This window comes from Occallatibacter sp., from assembly GCF_035317045.1.
Lineage (GTDB): Bacteria > Acidobacteriota > Terriglobia > Terriglobales > Acidobacteriaceae > Telmatobacter.
The window spans coordinates 129,434-149,026 of the sequence record NZ_DATHHT010000004.1 but is presented as its reverse complement, the minus strand read 5'-3'; the positions used below and the strand labels follow the sequence as shown (position 1 = coordinate 149,026).

The 19,593-nt window shown below is 58.8% G+C and carries 16 protein-coding genes; 6 read left to right on the top strand and 10 right to left on the bottom strand.

Going from position 1 to position 19,593, the window contains the following annotated elements; translation table 11 throughout:
- Nucleotides 1-382 precede the first annotated feature (382 nt).
- The 3 genes from bamA to VK574_RS02190 all read left to right on the top strand — a co-directional run bounded on the left by bamA (nt 383) and on the right by VK574_RS02190 (nt 5,367).
- The gene (gene bamA / locus VK574_RS02200; RefSeq protein WP_472798167.1) at nt 383-3,358 is read left to right on the top strand and encodes an outer membrane protein assembly factor BamA; all 2,976 of its coding nucleotides are present in this window, start codon (nt 383-385) and stop codon (nt 3,356-3,358) included.
- Between the two features lie 360 nt (nt 3,359-3,718).
- Entirely contained in the window at nt 3,719-4,378 is a 660-nt protein-coding gene (locus tag VK574_RS02195) for an OmpH/Skp family outer membrane protein (protein ID WP_472798166.1), read from the top strand.
- A gap of 323 nt (nt 4,379-4,701) precedes the next feature.
- Nucleotides 4,702-5,367: an OmpH/Skp family outer membrane protein gene (locus VK574_RS02190; RefSeq protein ID WP_472798165.1), complete on the top strand. Its 666-nt coding sequence runs from the start codon at nt 4,702-4,704 to the stop codon at nt 5,365-5,367.
- Between the two features lie 396 nt (nt 5,368-5,763).
- Here VK574_RS02190 and lepA read toward each other — a convergent pair whose 3' ends face one another.
- Entirely contained in the window at nt 5,764-7,575 is a 1,812-nt protein-coding gene (gene lepA, locus VK574_RS02185) for a translation elongation factor 4 (protein ID WP_472798164.1), read from the bottom strand.
- Nucleotides 7,576-7,713: 138 nt separating this feature from the next.
- Between lepA and VK574_RS02180 the strand changes: the two genes are divergently transcribed.
- Together VK574_RS02180 and VK574_RS02175 are read left to right on the top strand one after the other, a co-directional pair.
- Nucleotides 7,714-9,603, top strand: a complete 1,890-nt coding sequence (locus VK574_RS02180) for a lytic transglycosylase domain-containing protein (protein ID WP_472798163.1) — start codon at nt 7,714-7,716, stop codon at nt 9,601-9,603.
- Between the two features lie 145 nt (nt 9,604-9,748).
- Nucleotides 9,749-10,324, top strand: coding sequence for a hypothetical protein (locus VK574_RS02175; RefSeq protein ID WP_472798162.1), 576 nt, complete (start codon nt 9,749-9,751; stop codon nt 10,322-10,324).
- Between the two features lie 271 nt (nt 10,325-10,595).
- On the opposite strand, the gene VK574_RS02170 is transcribed toward VK574_RS02175, so the two are convergent.
- From VK574_RS02170 to VK574_RS02140, 7 genes are all read right to left on the bottom strand, one after another.
- Nucleotides 10,596-11,045: a DinB family protein gene (locus VK574_RS02170; protein WP_472798161.1), complete on the bottom strand. Its 450-nt coding sequence runs from the start codon at nt 11,043-11,045 to the stop codon at nt 10,596-10,598.
- Between the two features lie 169 nt (nt 11,046-11,214).
- The gene (locus VK574_RS02165) at nt 11,215-11,763 is read right to left on the bottom strand and encodes a peroxiredoxin (RefSeq protein ID WP_472798160.1); all 549 of its coding nucleotides are present in this window, start codon (nt 11,761-11,763) and stop codon (nt 11,215-11,217) included.
- A 200-nt stretch (nt 11,764-11,963) separates the two neighbouring features.
- Nucleotides 11,964-12,860: an LpxI family protein gene (locus VK574_RS02160; protein WP_472798159.1), complete on the bottom strand. Its 897-nt coding sequence runs from the start codon at nt 12,858-12,860 to the stop codon at nt 11,964-11,966.
- Nucleotides 12,861-12,862: 2 nt separating this feature from the next.
- Nucleotides 12,863-13,633, bottom strand: a complete 771-nt coding sequence (gene lpxA / locus VK574_RS02155; RefSeq protein WP_472798158.1) for an acyl-ACP--UDP-N-acetylglucosamine O-acyltransferase — start codon at nt 13,631-13,633, stop codon at nt 12,863-12,865.
- Nucleotides 13,630-14,226, bottom strand: coding sequence for a 3-hydroxyacyl-ACP dehydratase FabZ (gene fabZ / locus VK574_RS02150; RefSeq protein ID WP_472798157.1), 597 nt, complete (start codon nt 14,224-14,226; stop codon nt 13,630-13,632). Before fabZ ends, lpxA begins: the two co-directional genes overlap by 4 nt.
- A gap of 89 nt (nt 14,227-14,315) precedes the next feature.
- Nucleotides 14,316-15,140, bottom strand: a complete 825-nt coding sequence (locus tag VK574_RS02145; RefSeq protein WP_472798156.1) for a hypothetical protein — start codon at nt 15,138-15,140, stop codon at nt 14,316-14,318.
- 165 nt (nt 15,141-15,305) lie between these two features.
- Nucleotides 15,306-16,106, bottom strand: coding sequence for an SDR family NAD(P)-dependent oxidoreductase (locus VK574_RS02140; protein ID WP_472798155.1), 801 nt, complete (start codon nt 16,104-16,106; stop codon nt 15,306-15,308).
- Between the two features lie 894 nt (nt 16,107-17,000).
- Here VK574_RS02140 and VK574_RS02135 point away from each other — a divergent pair.
- The gene (locus VK574_RS02135) at nt 17,001-17,819 is read left to right on the top strand and encodes an ankyrin repeat domain-containing protein (RefSeq protein ID WP_472798154.1); all 819 of its coding nucleotides are present in this window, start codon (nt 17,001-17,003) and stop codon (nt 17,817-17,819) included.
- 281 nt (nt 17,820-18,100) lie between these two features.
- Here VK574_RS02135 and VK574_RS02130 read toward each other — a convergent pair whose 3' ends face one another.
- Together VK574_RS02130 and VK574_RS02125 are read right to left on the bottom strand one after the other, a co-directional pair.
- Nucleotides 18,101-18,715: an outer membrane beta-barrel protein gene (locus VK574_RS02130; protein ID WP_472798153.1), complete on the bottom strand. Its 615-nt coding sequence runs from the start codon at nt 18,713-18,715 to the stop codon at nt 18,101-18,103.
- Between the two features lie 554 nt (nt 18,716-19,269).
- Nucleotides 19,270-19,461 (bottom strand): hypothetical protein, encoded by a 192-nt coding sequence (locus tag VK574_RS02125; RefSeq protein ID WP_472798152.1) that lies wholly within the window; start codon nt 19,459-19,461, stop codon nt 19,270-19,272.
- Between the last annotated feature and the right edge of the window lie 132 nt (nt 19,462-19,593).

Here is a 19,593-nt window from a genome sequence, read left to right as displayed (position 1 = left end):
CAAGTCTTCTTCCGCGAGACGATTTGAAGGGGCTATCGAGCCCATTCCGGTCCGGTAAACTGATCTAGGACCTGAATGAGCAAGCGGTTGGCGATGAGATGGGCTGCCGGATCGAAGTTCTGTTTCCTCCGCATCCTCTCCTCGTCATCTGTGTCGCAATATGCCCGGTGTCCCGAATGACGTGAATAGCGAGGATCTCGCGGACAGTTACTCGTCTGTGAGGTTTTCGTAGGCGCGGCAGAGAATGTGGGAAGGTTTCGGTTTCCGAGCCGGGCGCTTCATCAGCGTTTTCGATGAGGCGGTTGCGGTCAGAAGACACCGTCTTTGAGATGGTAAAATCAATCTTTCCTAGAGGCTGTAACAGAACTTACGCAGTGAGGGTGTGCATATTCTTCCCGTGAAGCCTTACCTTGGACCGCACCAGTACTTGTGCTCGCCGCAGGACTCCAGCCCGGTGAAGATCAAGCACGACTTTTTTGACCGCAATTTGCGGATCCCTTTCCTGTTTTCCCGGATGCTTCTGGTGCTGTTTCTGGCCTTCTCGGCCGGCGCCGTTCTCGCCCAGCAACCGCAGACCATCGAATCCATTCGGGTCATCGGCAATCGCCGCATTCCCAAGGAGACCATCCTCGCCCGCATGTTCACCCATCAGGGTGATACCTACGATCCGGTCTCCATCGAACGAGACTTCAACTCCCTCTGGAATACCGGTTACTTCGAAAACCTCCGGATCGAGCGCGAAGACACGGCGAAGGGAGTCATCCTTGACGTCTTCGTCGTGGAACGCCCCACCATCCGTGAGATCAATTACAAGGGCAACAGTTCCGTCTCGACTTCCGATATCCTCGACCGGTTCAAGAAGGAAAAGGTTGGCCTCTCCGTCGAGGGCCAATACGATCCCACCAAGGTCAAGCGCGCCGAGACCGTCCTCAAGGAACTCCTCGCCGAGCATGGCCACCAGTTCGCCAGCGTCAAAACCGACGTCAAGAGAATTCCTCCCGCGTCGGTGCAGATCAACTTCGGCATCAAGGAAGGCCCGACGGTCAAAGTCGGCCAGATCAAGTTCACCGGCAACCAGCACATCGGCAGCCTGCAGTTGCGCCGCTCGATGAAGAATTTGAAGCCCGTCGGCATTCCCTATTCGGTCATTTTTGAAAATCTCTTTTCTCGCACATTCGACGCGTCCAAGCTTGACGAAGACACTGAGCGCGTCCGCTTCGCCTATCGCGACAAGGGCTACGCCAACGCAGCCGTCGAGGCGCCCCGCACCCAGATTCGCGACGAAGGTGGCCTGAACTGGTTTACCTTCCGGCCTAACCGTGGCAAGCGCATCGATATCCTGATGCCGATTGAAGAGGGAGCGCGTTACCGCCTCGGGTCCATCACCTTTACCGGCAATGTCCACCTCAACAACACCAAGGCTCTGCGTTCCACCTTCGCGCTCAAGGATGGCGAATGGTTCAACGCCACCCTCGTCGGCAAGGGACTCGAAAATCTGAAGAAGGCCTACGGCCAGCTCGGCTACATCAACTTCGGCGCCATCCCCAAGCCCGTCTACGACGAGCAGAAACACACCGTCTCGCTTCAGATCGATATCGATGAAGGCAAGCAGTTCTATGTCTCGCGCATTGAGTTCGAGGGCAACACTATTACCCGCGACCGCGTCATCCGCCGCGAGCTGCTTCTCGACGAAGGCCAGGTCTACAACTCCCAGCTCTGGGAGTACAGCCTGCTGCGCCTCAACCAGCTCGAATACTTCGATCCCCTCAAGGTCGACCAGGATTCGGAGGCGCACCAGAATGCCGAAGCCGGCACCGTCGACCTTCTACTGAAAGTCAAGGAGAAGGGCAAGAACTCGATCGGCCTCAACGGCGGCGTCAGCGGACTCTCTGGCGCCTTCCTGGGCGTCAACTACCAGACCAACAACTTCCTCGGCCTGGGTGAAACGCTAAGCGTGCAGGGCAACATCGGCAACGTAAGCCGCCAGTTCCTCTTCGGCTTCTCGCAGCCCTACGTGCGCAACAAGCCGCTCAATGTGGGCTTCCAGATCTACAACAACAAGTCCGACTTCAATGCCGCGAAGTCCTACCAGACCACGAGTGGCGCGGCTCTCAACCTGACTTCCGCGCAGCAGTCCCTCACGCAGAATTACAACCAGGCTTCAACCGGGTTGAATTTCTCGCTGAACTACCCGCTCCGTCGTCATGCCTTTCAGCGCGTAGGTTTCACCTACTCGCTCTCCCGCGCCAACATCACCGCGTTCAGCACGGCTTCGCAAACGTACTTCCAGACCATCAGCTTCCGTTCGGGCATTCAGGGCTCGAACGCGCTGGCCGGCATCGTCACCAGCCAGGCTTCGCTCACCTATACCTACAACACCGTCAACAACCCCGTGCGTCCACGTACCGGCATGGAGTTCACGGCGGCATTGCAGGCTGCCGGCATCTGGGGCAACGTTCGCTACTTCTCGCCCCTTGTGGCCATTAAGAGCTACCGGTCCATCCGCTACCTTACCCCCAATCCCAATGGACACAACGTGCTCGCCTTTAAGGCACAGCTCGGCTATATCCAGGGATTCGGGGGCGACGTGGCGCCTCCAAACAGCCGTTTCTACGCCGGCGGCGACGCCGAATTGCGCGGCTTCGACGTGCGCAGCGCCACGCCCTACGGTTATGTGCCCACGCGCCAGACCGTGCAGCTCACCAATCCTGATGGCTCGTGCGTACCGCGCGACCCCAACAATCCGCAGCTGAACCAGTGCATCGCGGTTCCCATTCCCGTATACGGCGTCGTCTCCATCGGAGGCGACACCAACCTGACCAGCAACCTGGAATACCGCATTCCCATCGTCGGCTCAGCGATGTTTGCCCTCTTCGACGATTTCGGCATGGACGTCGTAACCAACCGTGGTCAGCTCAAGCAGAGCCCCGAAGGCTTTGCATCTCTTACCGCTCCGCTCTATGGCTGCCCGGTCTATAACAACGGTTCCTGCCAGGGCGGCATCCCCGGTTCGCAGGTCGGCTTCCAGCGCGATATCCGGCCTGTGCTTGGCACCAACGTTGTCCCCCGCATGTCTCTTGGCGGCGAGTTCTCCATCATCATGCCCGTCATCAACGCGCCATTCCGTCTCTACTACGCGTGGAACCCGCTCCGTCTCTACGAGCGGCCATTTTGCAACGACGTGGTCCTCGGCGCCAAGGTGCAGAGCTGCACCGCCGAACTCATCACCCGCGATATGTTCCCGCCGGGCGGCGCGGGCGACTACACCTATCAGCAGACCATCCAGGGGTTTGGCGCGCAGAGTCTCTTCCGCGAACCACGCAAAACCTTCCGCCTGAGCGTGTCCACCACGTTCTAGCTGCTTTCCGCAATCAACCCCAAACGAAGGCCGCTCATTGCGAGCGGCCTTCCTGTCTTCCACTCCTATTCCGTGGCCCCTGGTCCCTCGGTCCTGGTCCCTATGTCCCCAACTTTCATTCCCTGTTCCCTCATTCCCTCTTCCCTGCATCTCCCGGTTTGACCCCCTCCCTCGCCCCTCATATAATCCTTGCTAGTTCCTGCTGACGTCTCCGTCCGCGTCTTTTTACCTCTGCTTCAACTGTCGCGGAGCCCTCAAACGAAAAGACGAATGAAGGTTGCTCAGGAGGCACAGGTTCGTCTTTGCGCCAAATTGGCTGCAGGGCTGCCTTCCAGGGATTTCAAGGAGTAATCGATCCACATGAAACGCATTTTTATGACCATAGCCGCACTGGCTTCCTGCCTCGCCATGAATGCCGGCGCACAGGCGGCCCCCGCCGCAGCCGTAACCACCGCGCCCGCGGGACCGGCAAAAATCGCCGTCATCGGCTTCCAGGAAGCCGTCGCACAGACCAACGATTTTCAGCGCCGCTTCGCTGACCTGCAGAAGAAATATGAGCCCAAGAAACAGGAGCTCAAGACCCTCAACGATCAGATCACTTCGCTCCAGAAGGAACTTCAGGCCCAGTCTGCAACCCTGACCGACGCCGATCGTGCCACCAAGGCCAAGCTTCTCGACGACAAGCAGAAAGACATGAAGCGCGCCGGCGAAGACGCACAAACCGACTATCAGCAGGACATGCAGCAGACCTTCGCCGCCGTAGCCGGCAAGTTCGACGAGACCCTGGAAGCTTATGCCAAGGAACGCGGATTCACCGTAGTGCTCGACGGCGGCAACCAGCAGCTCCCAGTCGTCATCTACGCCAACCCCGCGGTTGATATCACCAAGGCGGTCGTCGAAGCCTATAACGTCAAGTCAGGTATCCCGGCACCCGAGCACACCGCCGCCCCTGCTGCCACGCACGGAGCGGCTTCTGCTCCCGCCAAGAGTGCAACCCCCAAGTCGCCCGCCGGCCACTAACCAGAAATGCTCCATTCACCAAAAGGCCTCGCCATCGCGCGAGGCCTTCTCGCTTCTCCAGCCGTCCCCTGGTCCCTGGTCCCTATTCCCTAATTCCCCTGCTCTGCCGTTTGACCCCCCTACTCCGCACCCCTATAATCCTTCTAGTTCCTGCTGATGTTTCCGTCCGCTTCTTTTCTCGTCCTTCCAAACGTCTAATGGAAGTCCTTCGAGAAAGTTTGTCGCGAGGTTCTCAGAGGGTGCGCGCAGTGAGAGCATCGGTTTGCCTTTCAACCTCGAATGCGCGGACAGCCCCAGGAATTCCTAAGGAGTTTTCAAGCCGAATGAAGCACTCTGTTGCATTAGTTCTCATATTGGCCTCAGGCCTTGCCCTCAGCGCCACCGCCCAAACGCCGTCCGCTCCCGCTCCCGGCACCGCAGCCGCAGCTTCTGCTGCCCCTGCCGGCCCGGCCAGGATCGCAGTCATCGCGTTCCAGGTCGCCGTCGCGCAGACCAACGAGGGCCAGCGCAGCTTTGCCGACCTGCAGCGGAAGTACCAGCCCAAGCAGGCGCAACTCAAGTCGCTTAACGACGAAATCGACACGCTTACCAAACAGCTCCAGGCGCAGGGCGACAAGCTCAGCGAAGACGAGCGCGCGGCACGCGCCAAGACCATCGATGACAAGAAAAAGCAGCTTCAGCGCAGCGCCGAAGACGACCAGAACGACATGCAAAACGAGATGCAGGAGCTTTACAGCTCTCTCGCGTCGAAGGTGTACGACGTTCTGAACGACTACGCCAAGCAGCGCGGATACACCCTTGTCCTCGATGTGGCCCAGCAACAGAGCCCGGTTCTCTTCGCCACCGATTCCACCAATATCACCAAGGCGATCATCGATGCCTATAACGTGAAATCGGGCGTTCCCGCTCCGCCGCCGTCGGCTTCAGGCACAGCCCCGCTCCCGTCGGCTCCCAAGCCGGCAGCTCCAAGGCCCACCACTCCTCAGTAGCCGGCGCCGAAAAGCGTCACCTGGGTTCAACTAAGATTATTCCGTCGACGTGAAAAGGCCCCGGATTTCGGGGCCTTTTCACATCCACTTCAATCTGAATCCCTGCAATTCCCGGTAGCCCTTTTGCTTGCGAAATCTCATCGACCCATCTGTGGAAAAAAATGTGGATTTCGTGCCGAACAATCCATAAAATAAGCCGCTTTTTCCCACTTGCCAATAACTACCTGCTCTGATAAATCTAGGAAGCCCCTTATTTATCTATCACAAGCACGCACTATCCCCGCCAGGCCCGCATTGTAAGTGTCTTCAAACCCCGAGCCGCGCCAGCACGGAGCTTTCCACAATTCCCCATGAATGATTGATGACAGCGATGTGAGCGAAGTCACCATCGGAGAGTTACTTCTGCTGGTCTTCCCCCACCCGCAGCACCGCCAGAAAAGCTTCCTGCGGAATGTCGACTTTTCCGATGCGTTTCATCCGCTTTTTGCCTTCCTTCTGTTTCTCCAAAAGCTTTCGTTTTCTGGAGATATCGCCGCCATAGCACTTGGCCAGGACGTTCTTTCGCAGCGGACTCACCGTCTCCCGCGCCACCACCTTGGCCCCGATTGCCGCCTGGATCGCCACCTCGAATTGCTGCCGCGGAATCAGCTCCCGCATCTTCGAGACAAGCGCCTTGCCTCGCTCGTACGCAAAGTCCCGGTGCACGATAATCGACAGCGCATCCACCGGCTCGCCCGAAACCAGAATGTCCAGCTTCACCATCGGCGATTCCCACTCGCCCGCCAGCGCGTAATCCAGCGACGCATACCCGCGCGAGATTGACTTCAAGCGGTCGTAGAAATCCAGCACGATCTCGTTCAGCGGCAGTTCATACGTCAGCAGCACGCGGGTCGGCGTAACGTACTCGAAATTCATCTGCTTCCCGCGCTTCTCCTCCACCAGCTTGAAAATCCCGCCGACATACTCTTCATTGGTCAGAATCTTCGCCGTGATGACCGGCTCGCGGATCGCATCGATGTTGGTCGGCTCCGGCCAGCGCGAAGGATTGTCGACCTCCAGCACCGAGCCATCCGTCAACGTGATGTGATAACGCACTCCCGGAGCAGTCGTAATCAGGTCCAGCTCGTACTCGCGCTCCAGCCGCTCCTGGATGATCTCCATGTGCAGCAACCCGAGAAATCCGCAACGAAATCCAAAACCCAGCGCCACAGAGCTTTCCGGCTCAAAAAAGAAGGACGAATCATTCAGCCGAAGCTTCTCCAGTGCATCCCTCAGCAGCGTGTGTTCGTGCGAATCCACAGTGTAGAGTCCGGCGAAGACCATCGGCTTGATGTCTTCAAATCCCGGCAACTGTTCTGTCGCGGGCCGCTCTTCTTCCGTTACCGTGTCGCCAATGCGCGTGTCGCTCACCGTCTTGATGGTCGCCGCGAAGAAACCCACCTCGCCCGCCGAAAGCTGCGCAATCTCCACCGGCTTCGGCATCAGCACGCCCATCGACTCAACTTCAAACGATTTCCCGTTCGACATCAGCCGGATCCGCTGCCCCTTGCGCATCGTCCCTTGCATTACGCGCACCAGCACGATCACGCCGCGATACGCATCGAACCACGAATCGAAAATCAGCGCCTGCAGCGGAGCGTCCGGGTCTCCGGTCGGCGGAGGCAGCCGGTGCACAATCGCCTCCAATACCTCATCCACGCCCTGCCCGGTCTTCGCACTCACCGGGATCGCGTCAGTCGCGTCCAGCCCCACGGCCATTTCGATAGCTTCCTGCGTGCGCACAATGTCGGCCGACGGCAGATCGATCTTGTTGATTACCGGAATAATGTCCAGCCCGTGGTTGATAGCCAGATACGCATTCGCCAGCGTCTGCGCCTCCACGCCCTGGGTCGCATCCACCACCAGCAGTGCGCCCTCGCACGAAGCCAGCGATCGCGAAACTTCGTAGCTGAAGTCCACGTGCCCCGGCGTGTCAATGAGATTGAGCTGGTAGGTCTCCCCATTGCGCGCCTTGTACATCATCCGCACCGCGTGTGCCTTGATCGTGATACCGCGCTCGCGCTCCAGGTCCATCGCATCAAGAATCTGCGCCTGCATCTCACGACCGGTCACCGAGCCCGTCAATTCAAGCAGACGGTCGCTCAGCGTCGACTTCCCATGGTCGATATGGGCAATAATTGCGAAATTGCGGAGGAATTTTACGTCCATCAGGGGTAGCAAATCACTGCAGGAACATTACGAAAGTCAGCGATGTCTCTAGGTCATAGCTTATCATCGGCGTAGTGCCTTCCGTCCTTCGGGGTAATGTTGTCACAGCATCAACTGTTGCGCATGATTTTGAATCGCATGAGTAGTCTGGGTTGCGCCGCGCTGGCTCTCACGCTGGCCGTGTCGTTGTCAGGATGCGATCCCCCAAGACCCCTGGCATCCGCTACTCCTGCCGCCCAGGCGTTCGCACCCGCTCTCTCTGCTCCTGCTCCCCAGCAGGCTCCGGCTCCAGTGCCGCCGCCACAGCCCAGTGCGTCCCAACAGCGCGTGCAGGCGCTCATCGAGCAAGTCGAGAAGGCCTACGCTCTCGGCGATGCTGCCTATAAACGCGGCAACCTGCCTGAAGCCCGTTCCAACTTCGACAATGCAGTCGACCTCATGCTCACCAGTGGCATCGATATCAAATCGACCCCGGCACTGCAGGATGAATTCGACCACATCGTCGACCAGATCAACGTCCTCGAAACGGAAGCGCTCAAGCAGGGCAACGGCTTTACCCCCAAGACCGAAGACACTCCTGCCGAGGCCGCAAGCGACGTCACCTTCGTCGTCGACCCCAATATCGTGGCCAAGGCCAACGCCGACCTCGCCACCACCAAGTCCGATCTTCCCCTCGTCGTCAACGATTACGTTGCCGCCTACATCAACTTCTTCGCCAACACCACCAAAGGTCACAACACGCTGCTTCACTCCTTCCAGCGCGCCGGCCGCTACCGGGCAATGATTCAGCGCGTCATGAGCGAGGAGGGTGTTCCGCAGGACCTCATCTATCTCGCTGTTGCCGAATCCGGCTTCCAGCCCCGCGCCGTCAACGCCCGCTCCCGTGCCGGCGGCATGTGGCAGTTCATGCCCCACGGCAACTATGGCCTCACCCGCAACAGCTATGTCGACGAGCGCTTCGATCCGGAGAAATCCACCCGCGCCTACGCCCGCTACATGAAGTACATCTACGCGCAGCTCGGCGACTGGTATCTCTCCATGGCGGGATACGACTGGGGTACCGGCAACATTCAGCATGCGGTCCAGAAAACCGGCTACGCGGATTTCTGGGAGCTCTACAAGCGCAACAATCTTCCCGGCGAAACCAAGAACTACGTCCCGGAAATCCTTGCCGCCATCATCATCGCCAACCACCCCACACAGTACGGCTTCGACGACATCACGCTCGACCCGCCTGTCGTTACGGATACGGTCACCATCAACTACTCCGCCGACCTCCGTCTGGTCTCTGACATTGTTGGCGCACCAATCGACGAGCTCATTGCCCTGAACCCCAGCCTGTTGCGGCTCGTCACTCCACCAGACACCGCCTTTGACCTTCGCCTTCCCGCCGGCACCGCCTCCCTTTTCCAGGAAAAGATCGCCGCCATCCCCGCGAGCAAGCGCAACTCCTGGCGCTATCACAAGGTCACGCCCGACGACACGCTCGCCGCCATCGCCCACACCTACCGCGTATCCCTCGGCGAGCTCGCCGACGTCAACCAGCTCAGCGAAACCTCAAAACTCGATGGCATCGAAGAGCTTGTCGTGCCCGTGGCTCCCTCCGCTACCCCGTCCGCACACGCCGTCTACTACACCACCCGCCGTGGCGATTCCCTGGTGTCCGTCGCTGACCGCTTCGGCATCTCCCTTACCCAGCTCCGTCGCTGGAACAAGCTCCCCGCCTCCGGCATCAAAATCGCGGCAGGCCGCCGTCTTCACGTTGCCGAACCTACCCTCGCCCGCGCCAGCATCAGCCACAGCCGTCACGGAAAGGCCCAGGCTGGCAGCGCCCACGAAATCGCCAATGCCACTCCCCCGGCCGGCGAGTCTTCTTCCGGCGCCCACAGCTCTCATGCAAAGACATCCTCCTCCCATACCAGCCACACAACTCACACCGGCAAGGCGACAGCGTCGAAACGCGCGCACAGCGCGGGTTCCACGAAGCGCCCGTCGCACGCAAAACCATCCTCGCATGCGCAAAAATAATTCCATGCGCATTTCTCTTCACCTCTTTTGATAGCTTTTCTTTCAGGGTTGTTGGTAGAATGGCTCCGCATGCGGAGATGATTTGTCCGCAACGCAGAGATGCGAAATCCCACATGGGCAGCGGCAATCCGCTGGAGGCAATCGGATGGACGAAGTGATCAAGATGTACGCAATGAATGACGGTAATCCAAACTTGGAACCGGCAGAGATGAGCGCCGATCACGATGAGATGGAAGAGGACGACGAGGTGGAAACCTCAACCGTGCTTACCTCCTCCGACGATGACGAGGGTATTGTCGAAGAGGGCGTAATTATCGTGGAAGCGATACCCATTCCGGCGCCGAAGAAGACCGCCAAGAAAGCGCCCGCCAAGAAAGCTGCTGCTCCCGCCCCGGCCAAAAAGGCCCCGGCCAAGAAAGCAGCCAAGAAGGCAGCCAAGAAGGCAGCGAAGAAAGCTGCCAAAAAAGCTCCGGCCAAAAAGGCCGCAAAAAAGTCCGCCAAGAAAACCGCTGGCGCTAAGGGCGGAAAGGCCGCGGCGAAAAAGTCCGCGGCGGGAAAGCGCGCCGGCAAAACCACAAAAAGAGGTAAAAAGTTGGCCGTTAAAAAAGCAGCAAAAAAGGCGCCCGCCAAGAAGGCAGCAGCGAAGAAAGCTCCTGCAAAGAAGGCGGCGAAGAAGACAGTCAAGAAGGCAACCAAGAAGACTGCCAAGAAAAAGAAGTAAGCTGGCAATCGCAATCTTCAAAAGGCAAGCAAAAATGCCCGGCATCCCGCCGGGCATTTTTGCGTCTGTACTTGCAGTTTTCTATCCGATCGCGCCAATGAGCCCTGGGTGCCCCATCCTTGCAAAGCAAGGGAGGGAAAGCTAGATTCTCGATAGCCGCCGCCGGCAGACCCATGGTCGCGAAGGCTAGCGGCCAAATGCCGGGTGCCCCATCCATCCGAAGCATGGGTGGGAAAGCACGACCCCAACCTTGCTGGGTTTCGCGTCCAGACTAGGAGCTCGTCGCCAGCAGCTGCTTCAAATGCCACCGCTGATGCGTCACATAGTCCTCAATCAGGAACCGCAGCGTCACCGGAGTATCCGCATCCATCACGCATGGGGCCTCGAGTCGCTCGGCGGGAATCCGATCCACAACGGCCATCAGGATCTCGTGTTCTGCTTCCCACCACCCAAGCAGCGTTTCCCACGTCTGATCGGCATAGCCATGCGCAGCTACCCAGGCATCCTGCTCATAATTCCGCCCATTGAAAAAGCCTTCACTCATCGCCCGCACAAACCGCTGGCGATTGTTCGTCGCGGAATCCAGCAGGTGGCCTACGATCTGCTTCCGCGTCCACCCGCCATCACGCCACGGCACATCCGCCAGCGTCTCCGGCACCGCAATCAGCGCCCGATGCACCTCATCCAGCCCCGCGCGAAATTTCTCCGCCACTTCGCTCATGCGCGCTCTTTTGTTCAGGTTTTGATGCCTTGCTGATCCGTGCTCTATGAATCTGGGTGCCCCAGGTCCGGGGTCCCCATCGACACGTCTTCGTCGATGGGGTGGGAGATCTTGATTTTGAGACCTGGGATTAGCTAGAAGCTGATGGCGGACAGCCGAAAGCTCTCAGTTACCCCTTCTGTGCTTCTGCGATCGCCGCCAGCACTTCTTCCGAGTGAACCTGCGGATTGACCTTCGTCCACACCTTCACGATCTTTCCCTTCGGATCGATAAGGAAGGTATTCCGCATTGCGATCGTCATGTTGCCAAAGTGCCCCAGCGAGCCGTACTGATCCACAACTTTGTGCTCAGGATCAGCCAGCAGCTTGAACGTCAGCCCTTCCTTGGTGCAGAACTGCTTGTGGCTGTCCGGCGTATCCACGCTCACACCAACAATGGCGGCATTCACGGCGTCATATTTCGCCTGGTCGCGCTGGAAGTTGTGCGCCTCGATGGTGCAGCCTTGCGTCATGTCCTTCGGGTAGAAGTACAGCACCACCCACTTGCCGTGAAAACTGTCCAGCGCAACCTGGTTTCCATCCTGCGATGGCAGGGTAAACGTGGGCGCCATCTGCCCAACAGAGGGCATCGTTTGTGTATCATCTGCCGCCCGCACCGTCACCAGACAAACCGACAGCGCAATCGCCGCGGCAAAACCAATCAGAATCGTCTTCTTCATCTGTAACCTCCTGTTCAAAAAACGGGGATCAAACCTCAGAATCCGGGCTCACACACCGCATTCATAAGACGTGGCGGATCAACATAGGGACGCCACACACCCGGCCAGTATAGTTCCAGACCCCCGGCAGAATTGTCATCAAAAGGTCTGCAGGCAAAGCCCCCGCGCCTGTCCTCCCTACGCTCTTGTTGTCTGAGTCCCTATGTCCCTGCGTCCCTATGTCCCTGTCGTGGCGTAGCCACGACCGCGATCCCCGCCTCCGCCGCCCGCTTCAGCAACGCCTCGCGATCGAACAGTAGCGTCCGCCCCGCCTCCACCGATAGACAACTCGCCCCCGCCTGAACCATGGTTTCGATGGTCTTCATCCCGATCACCGGCACATCGAACCGCATATCCTGGTTCGGCTTCGCGACCTTAACAACGGTCAATCGGCGCTCAAGAGTAGAAGCAGGCGCATCAGCATCCTCCTCGAGCGACTTCATCAGCAACCCAGCGCGCTCGATCGTCGCGTCCGTGCCTTCCATTGCCTCCACTGCCACGCACGCCTGCGCCGCCACCACCACGGTCTGCCCGATATCGAACCCCGCCAGCTCCCGAGCCACGCCCAGCCCGTACTCGATATTCTTCCGCTCGTCCTCAGTTGGAGCACGGCCTCCTGAAACCTCAGTCAGAACGCCCTCCTCGGCCAGCAGTGGCTCCAGAAACTGCGTAGAACTCATCAGTTCGATGCCCTCATCCGCCAGCACCTTCGCCACTGCACCCAGCAACATGTCTGTATTGCGAGTGCGCAGATTCAGCAGCAGTTTCGCCAGCCGCCAGTCCGGCCTGATGCTTGAAAAGATCTGCTTGTGCTTCACCTGCCCCGCCATTACCGCGGACTTTACATCTTCCTTGTGAAACACCTCGATCAGCCGCGACAGCTCCCCCAGCGAAAGCCAGTGCACCGTAATCTTCGGGTCCACCGCCGCCCGATCGTTGATCTCCGGCTCCGTCTCCTCCCGAATCGCCGCCACGGTCACCGAGTACCCCTGCGCCCGCGCCGCATCCAGCAGCAAAAACGGAAACCGTCCGTTGCCCGCAATCAGCCCAAGCTTCATATCTACTTGATGACCCCGCGCTCACTGCGCTCGATAAACCTCACCAGCAGCGCCACATCCTCGCCCTCCAGTTCCCGAATCTTCTCGAGAGCCTGCGTCGTGTTCAGCTTCGACACCAACAACAGCCGAAAGGCCTTCTGCAGCGACTTGATCCGTTCCAGACTGAAACCCCGCCTCTCCAGCCCAATGCTGTTCACGCCGAATGCCTTGTTCTCGCGCCGCGCCGAGGTCTTTGAAAACGGCAAAACGTCCTGCGTCACAATCGTTCCGCCGCCGATAAACGAATACTTCCCCACCGTGCAGAACTGGTGTACCGGGCTGAACGCACCCACGGTCGCGAAATCCTCGATGATCACATGTCCCGCGAGCGTCGCCGCATTCGCCAGAATGCATCCATTGCCCACGATGCAGTCGTGCCCAATGTGTACCGCCGTCATCAGCAGGTTCTTCGAGCCCACGCGTGTAATGCCGCCGCCCTTCGCGGTCCCGCGGCTGATGGTCACGCTCTCGCGAATCGTATTGTCATCTCCTATTTCGCACTGCGTCGGCTCCCCGCCATATTTCAAATCCTGCGGCGACACACCCACAGCGCAGAACGGATGAAACACATTCCGTGCCCCAATATGTGTCCGCCCATCCAGCACCACGTGCGAAATCAGCCGGCAGTCTTCGCCCAGCACCACATCCGGCCCGATCGTCGAGAACGGACCCACCTCGCAAGAGTCGGGAACCACCGCCCCCTCGGCGACCACCGCGCTGGGATGGATACTCACTCCGCCTCCGGAGCCGCCGCCTCGCTGGGGCTGTCTCCATGCGCCTTCCGCTCGCGCTCCCGCGTCACTACCGCACAGGTCAGCGTCGCCTCGCAGGCCAGCTTGCCATCCACCGTCGCACGCCCATGAATCTTCCCCGCTCGCGACCTGAACGACAGCACATCCACTTCAATCCGCAACTGGTCGCCCGGCGTCACCGGCCGGCGAAACTTGGCGCGCTCAATTCCCGTGAACACCACCAGCTTGGTTTGCCGATCCTCGATCTCGTGCAGCATGATAATGCCGCCCGCCTGCGCCATCGCCTCCACCACCAGCACGCCCGGCATGATCGGATATCCGGGAAAATGTCCCTGGAAAAACGGCTCGTTAATGGTCACATTCTTGATCGCCACCAGGCGCTTGGTCGGCTCGAACTCCGTGATCCTGTCGATCAGCAAAAAGGGGTAGCGGTGCGGAAGAAACTCCAGGATCTCCTGGATGTCGAACGTCATGCTCAGGCTCCACAAAGCGCGCAAAAAACGAACCACGCACTCCCCGAGGATTATAGCGAAGCTGACTTCATTGAAATGGGGTGCCCCATCCTTGCGCAGCAAGGGTGGGAAAGCACAAATCCATCCGATTGATACCGCCACAGTACGACCGGCACTCGGGAGCTGGAAGCTAGAGGCTGACAGCTAGAAGCTTATTTCTTGATCTTCCTCGCCACTGCACTAACATCCCAGAACTCCGCCGGCAGATCCTGGTTGTAATGCACCTTGTCGATATACAACTGCCGAACCGTGTCGTCGTTGTGCACCCGCGTAATCGAGTACGCGGTCGGAAACCCCTCCACGTCGTGGTAGTCCGCGTACTCCTCCACATCCGTGTTCTTGTCCTTGTACACCGGGTCGCGCCACTGGAAACTCCGCGACAGAGGCAGGTGCGTCTGCACATCCATCTGGATCGTGATCGCCTCATTCTCCGGAGAGATCATCGTCACCTGGTCCGCCATGTGCCGCTCCGCCATGCGTTGCCCTTCATATACCAGGATCGTCTTCGGATCCTTCAGCCACACTTTCACCGCCATCTCAATCGAGTGCGCTCGACGCCGCATAAAGTCATCCACCTGCTCCTGCGGCAGGGGTTTCGCGCCTCGATATGTGACCTCGGTCCCCTTCTGCGCGATATAAAACTGCACCACATCGCGATGCTTCGTGTACTCCATCCGATCATGATCGGGCCACACGTGAAACTCCCAGAATAGGGTCGTACCCACATCCGGCTCGCCATGAAAGAACGCCGCGATATGCCCCTCACGCTCGACGTTCTTCAGGTTCAGCCACGCATCGCCGCCCAGCGCCTTCACCATCGCGTCCAGAGCCGCGCGTGCCTTCGCCGCGTTCTTCTCGCCGGATACATCCATCGCCTGCGCTGGAGGCTTCGCACCCGCATCGTCCGCCTGCGCCCACACCCCAAGCGGCATCGCCAGCAACCCCAAAGCCAGCCCCACCGCCAATCCCTTCCGCATTTACTTTCTCCCTGATCCCAAATTATCTGGCCGCATCACTGACCACTGTTCACCGTTCACTGTCCACTGTTCACTGTCCACAGTTCACTGTTCACTGTCCACTGTCCACTGTCCACTGTTCACTAATTCACCATTTCACTGTCCACTGTTTCACCGTCCACTGTCTCACCCCACCAGCACCGCTCCTCCATTCACATTCACCACCTCGCCGGAGATGAACCCCGCCAGCGGCGTACACAAAAACAGTACCGGCCCCGCAATCTCTGTCGTTGTGGCCACGCGCCCCACCGGAATCCCCGCCCGGATCCGTCCACCCAGCGCCGGATCTCCCAGCGTTCCCGCCGACATGTCCGTCGCCACCCATCCCGGAGCCACGCAGTTCACCATGATTCCACGCGGCGCCAACTCCGTCGACAGGCTCTTTGTCAGACTGATCAGCGCGCCTTTCGTCACGGCGTAGTCCGCGTGCATGGCCTCGCCTCGCTGCCCCGCCGTTGAACTGATCAGCACAATATGCCCCTTCGTTCCGTCATCACCCGTCGCCGGAGGCCCCTGCAACTGCATCTGTGTCACCGCCCCCTGCACCAGCCCGAATACCGAGTCCAGATTCACGGCAATCGTACTGCGCCACTGCTCCTCGGTCATCAGCTCGATCGGCGCATCCTCCGCCGGCCACACCCCATGATTGACCACCAGCGCATCCAGCCGCCCAAAGGCCTTTACTGCCGCACCCACCAGCGCACGCCCATCCGACGGCGATCGCAAATCCTGCTCAATCGCAACACACCGAACCGGCCCTCCACACTCGCCCATCAATGCGAGTGCCTGCTCCTTCGCCTGCCGGTAGCTGAACACCACGCGCGCCCCGGCAGCAGCAAAAAGCCGCACCGTCTCCGCGCCGATCCCGCGCGACCCGCCCGTGATCAGCGCCACCTTCCCGTCCAACACCAACGACACACCAGCCATAAGGCCAAGTTAGACGATCTGTCGATTTGCTGTCGAGGCAGCCAACCGTTCCACCTCCATCGGGAAGCTGGAAACCAGAGCTCGCAGTCATGGCCTTCATTACGTCGTCTCATGTGACCGGTGGGCCAGTACCAGATGATTCCGCCCCCGCCAGCATTTACCAAAAAGTAATTGACGATAGGCCACAAACCGACCGCAACGGGCGTGCTGCCTTAGAATTGCACTCAACTCTGCTGTTGACGGAGAGGCGAAGAGCGTGCCGACAATTGGGCTGTTCGTTTTGATCGCCAATGAGCGAACTACGAGAAACATTGATCCCGCCCAATCATTGCGCTATTTCTCCTGGGCGCTGTTTGTCGTCATTGCTGTGGTCTACTCTGCCTTCGTCTTTTGGCTCGAATTCGCCAAAGATGGACCCTTCATCTTCTCCCGAAATAATGTACGCACAAGGTCACAGGTTTTGCTGGCGCACGCGATGTTTCTGACGATCCTTCTCTGCTGTTATCGGATTTGCACCTACATGATTCCGACGCTCCCGTTCTGGATAACAGATACCTTTCGTCCGACAAGCAGAGCCAAAACATCCTTCGCCGAAATTGTCTTTGTCTCGGCGCGTTGGGAATGGCCTACTTTGAGCGCAAATGGCTGTACGGGGAACGAACTGATTCGCGAAATTGAGTTCCGATCCAATCACCGCCTACTCTGACGCTACTGGTCGATCAACAACCTGCCCCGCCCTCTCGTGGCAATGGTTCCATCCACCTTCCGCAAATCGCATGCGACCCCAGCCCGCTTTCTCCCGTCTCTAGAAGTGTGCCCCGGCCGCACGATGGTCGTGGCACGTCCGCCAAAAGGTAGAACCTGCCGGTCATCTCGCTCGGAGAGAATTCAAAAATGAAAACGTTGATCATTCGCTCTTCTATTTCCAGGCGCCTTGTGTGCGCCGTCGCACTTGCATTCGCAACTCTCACCATCGCCACTCCAGCCTTCTGCGGCCCTATCCAGGACGCAGCGCGCAAAGGCGACGTCAAAAAGGTCAAGGAACTCCTCGCCTCCGATCCCAGGCTTGTCAACGACAAGGATAAGAACGGCGACACTCCTCTGCACCAGGCCGCTCTGCACGGCCAGCTCGCCGTCGCGCAGGCCCTCATCGACGCCGGCGCCAACGTGAATCTCAAAAACAACTACCCGCCCTTCATCCCCGACGATCTGGGCAAAGAGTTCTCCACCAACAACCATCAGGATCCCGTGATCCTCCTCCACTCCCAGGCCGTCAACACGACCAATGAACTCAATACCCAGGGAGTGACCTCGAAGGATTTGAAGGACGGCTACACGCCTCTCGACCTCGCCGAATTTGCCACGAGCCACAACAAGGTGATGCAGCTCCTTGTCGCCCATGGAGCCGACGTCAACGCCCGCGCTGCCAGCGGCGCTACTCCGCTCTTCTGGGCCATCATGCGCAATCAAAAGGACGACGCGAAATTCCTTCTCGATCACGGCGCCAATCCCAACACCCCCGACACATACGGCGACACCATTCTCGACTGCGCTCTTCGACTCGGTTTTGAAAGCACTGTCGGTCTGCTCGTCGACAAAGGCGCCGACGTCAATGCGGTGGACCAGGCCCAGCAGCGGCCCCTGGCCTACGCCATGCAGGCAAACCTGGATTCCGCCGTCAGCCTCCTCAAGAAGCACGGCGCACACGAATAAACCTCGCCTCGGAACTTGTGTGCAACTTGGGTAGGGCGGGTCACGACATCAGACGACATGTGGGTGCCCCGTCCTAACTTGTCAGGGCAGGGCCAGGAGATCACACGACAAAGTAATTCGCATCGAATTGCGCCCTGCCCCCTCACCCAGTCCCGTAGGGACTACGCGAAAATAGCCCAGGGTGAAGCGCAGCGAAACCCTGGGACGCTACCCCGCACAATGCCCTTCCCCCCGGAGGGCCGACCGAAATCACGCGTCATTTTCGGCGCCGAAAACCACACCTAGAACCGGATATACGCTCCGATCATCGGCTCCGACGTATGCGTGAATGCGTTCGTCGACGTGTAAAGCCGCGTCAGATCCGGCGCCTTGTAGAGATTGCCGCGATATTGAAACCGCAATCCGAGATGCGGAAATACACCCCAATCCAACCCCGCGCCATATACGAAAACCGGCTTGGTTTCGCTGGTTGTATTGCTCTGCCTGCCCGTCGGCTGATTGAACAGTAGGCCAACGCCGGCAAGTCCAAACGGCCTCAGGTTCGCGATGTGCACCGATGCGATCCAGTCTCCGCTAATCTCATGCGCATTGGCAGAGACTGCCTGCGGAGCTATCGAGGTGCACGTAATGACGGCACAGGCCGAACTATAAACCTGGTTGTCCCGGTTGTAGGAGTACGTCGCCTCCCACCCCACCAGCGGATTCGAGATGTGCCGCACCTCGATCATTCCGCCCGCCGAGTTCGCGGGACTCTGGATCGTTCCATTCCCATTCGTCGTTCCATGAAATGCCCCGTACACGCTCAGCGCCACATCGGTCTGCGCCTCCACCGCAACGGCACTGGCAAGCGCCAGCCCTGCACACAGCATCACGCACCACGTCCATCTTGCTCGCATAATGGCCTCCGTATGATTTGCGCTTCCTCGGGATGTCTGAAAGCGGAATGAGCCCAGGAAACGAACTTCTGATTCTCTCTTGGACGCGAAACTCCGGGAATCAGCGTCCGGGTAAAGAAACCAAAGAACGATGATGCCGATATGCCGGCAACGCCCCTCGAGTTCCAGCCTGCGTGCCTGAACTTGTCAACAGCGCCCCACCGTACACTCGTCCTAACTATATGATTCAAAACGAAAAATTATCCGCTCTGTGTTTGCAGGTAATTTCAACCGGTTGGCGCATAATGAAGATTGATTGCGAACCACACGTGTGGTTCCCAGCGCGTGCACCAGCGTTGCGGAACGGTGAAACTCCGGAACGGCCCGCAAGCCTTTTGGCCAGAAGACTCTACGGCTAACGATATTCAGAAAGAGGACCTTGCGGCGACACTTCGCTCTAAGTCCATGAAAACGGCAATTTTATTTACAGAGTATGGGGGGGAGGATCCCCCCCAAGTAGTGGGAACGGACCGGGTGGGCGCATTGCTTACCATATCGCTGGAAGTTGTTGCGGGTCAGATTGCCCGCACCATCCGCACCGGCAGAAAGATAATCGCGCTCACCAGTTCGAGCACTCCACCCACCGCAATTCCGACGATCCGGAACGGCAGCAGCAGCAGCCACACAAACGGATACGCAATCACCGCCAGCAAAGCGAGCGGCCAGCACAGAACCAGGAGAATGCAAAACAAAAGAAATTTCGCCATGACATCTACCTCAAACTCGATCACCAAACCATACGTTCATTCGGCAGCTCCAGTTCCATACAGCGAAAAGCAGCGACTCGATACAGTGCTGGTGCCCCATTAATGACCGTCTTTTGCGTCATGAGTGTGACA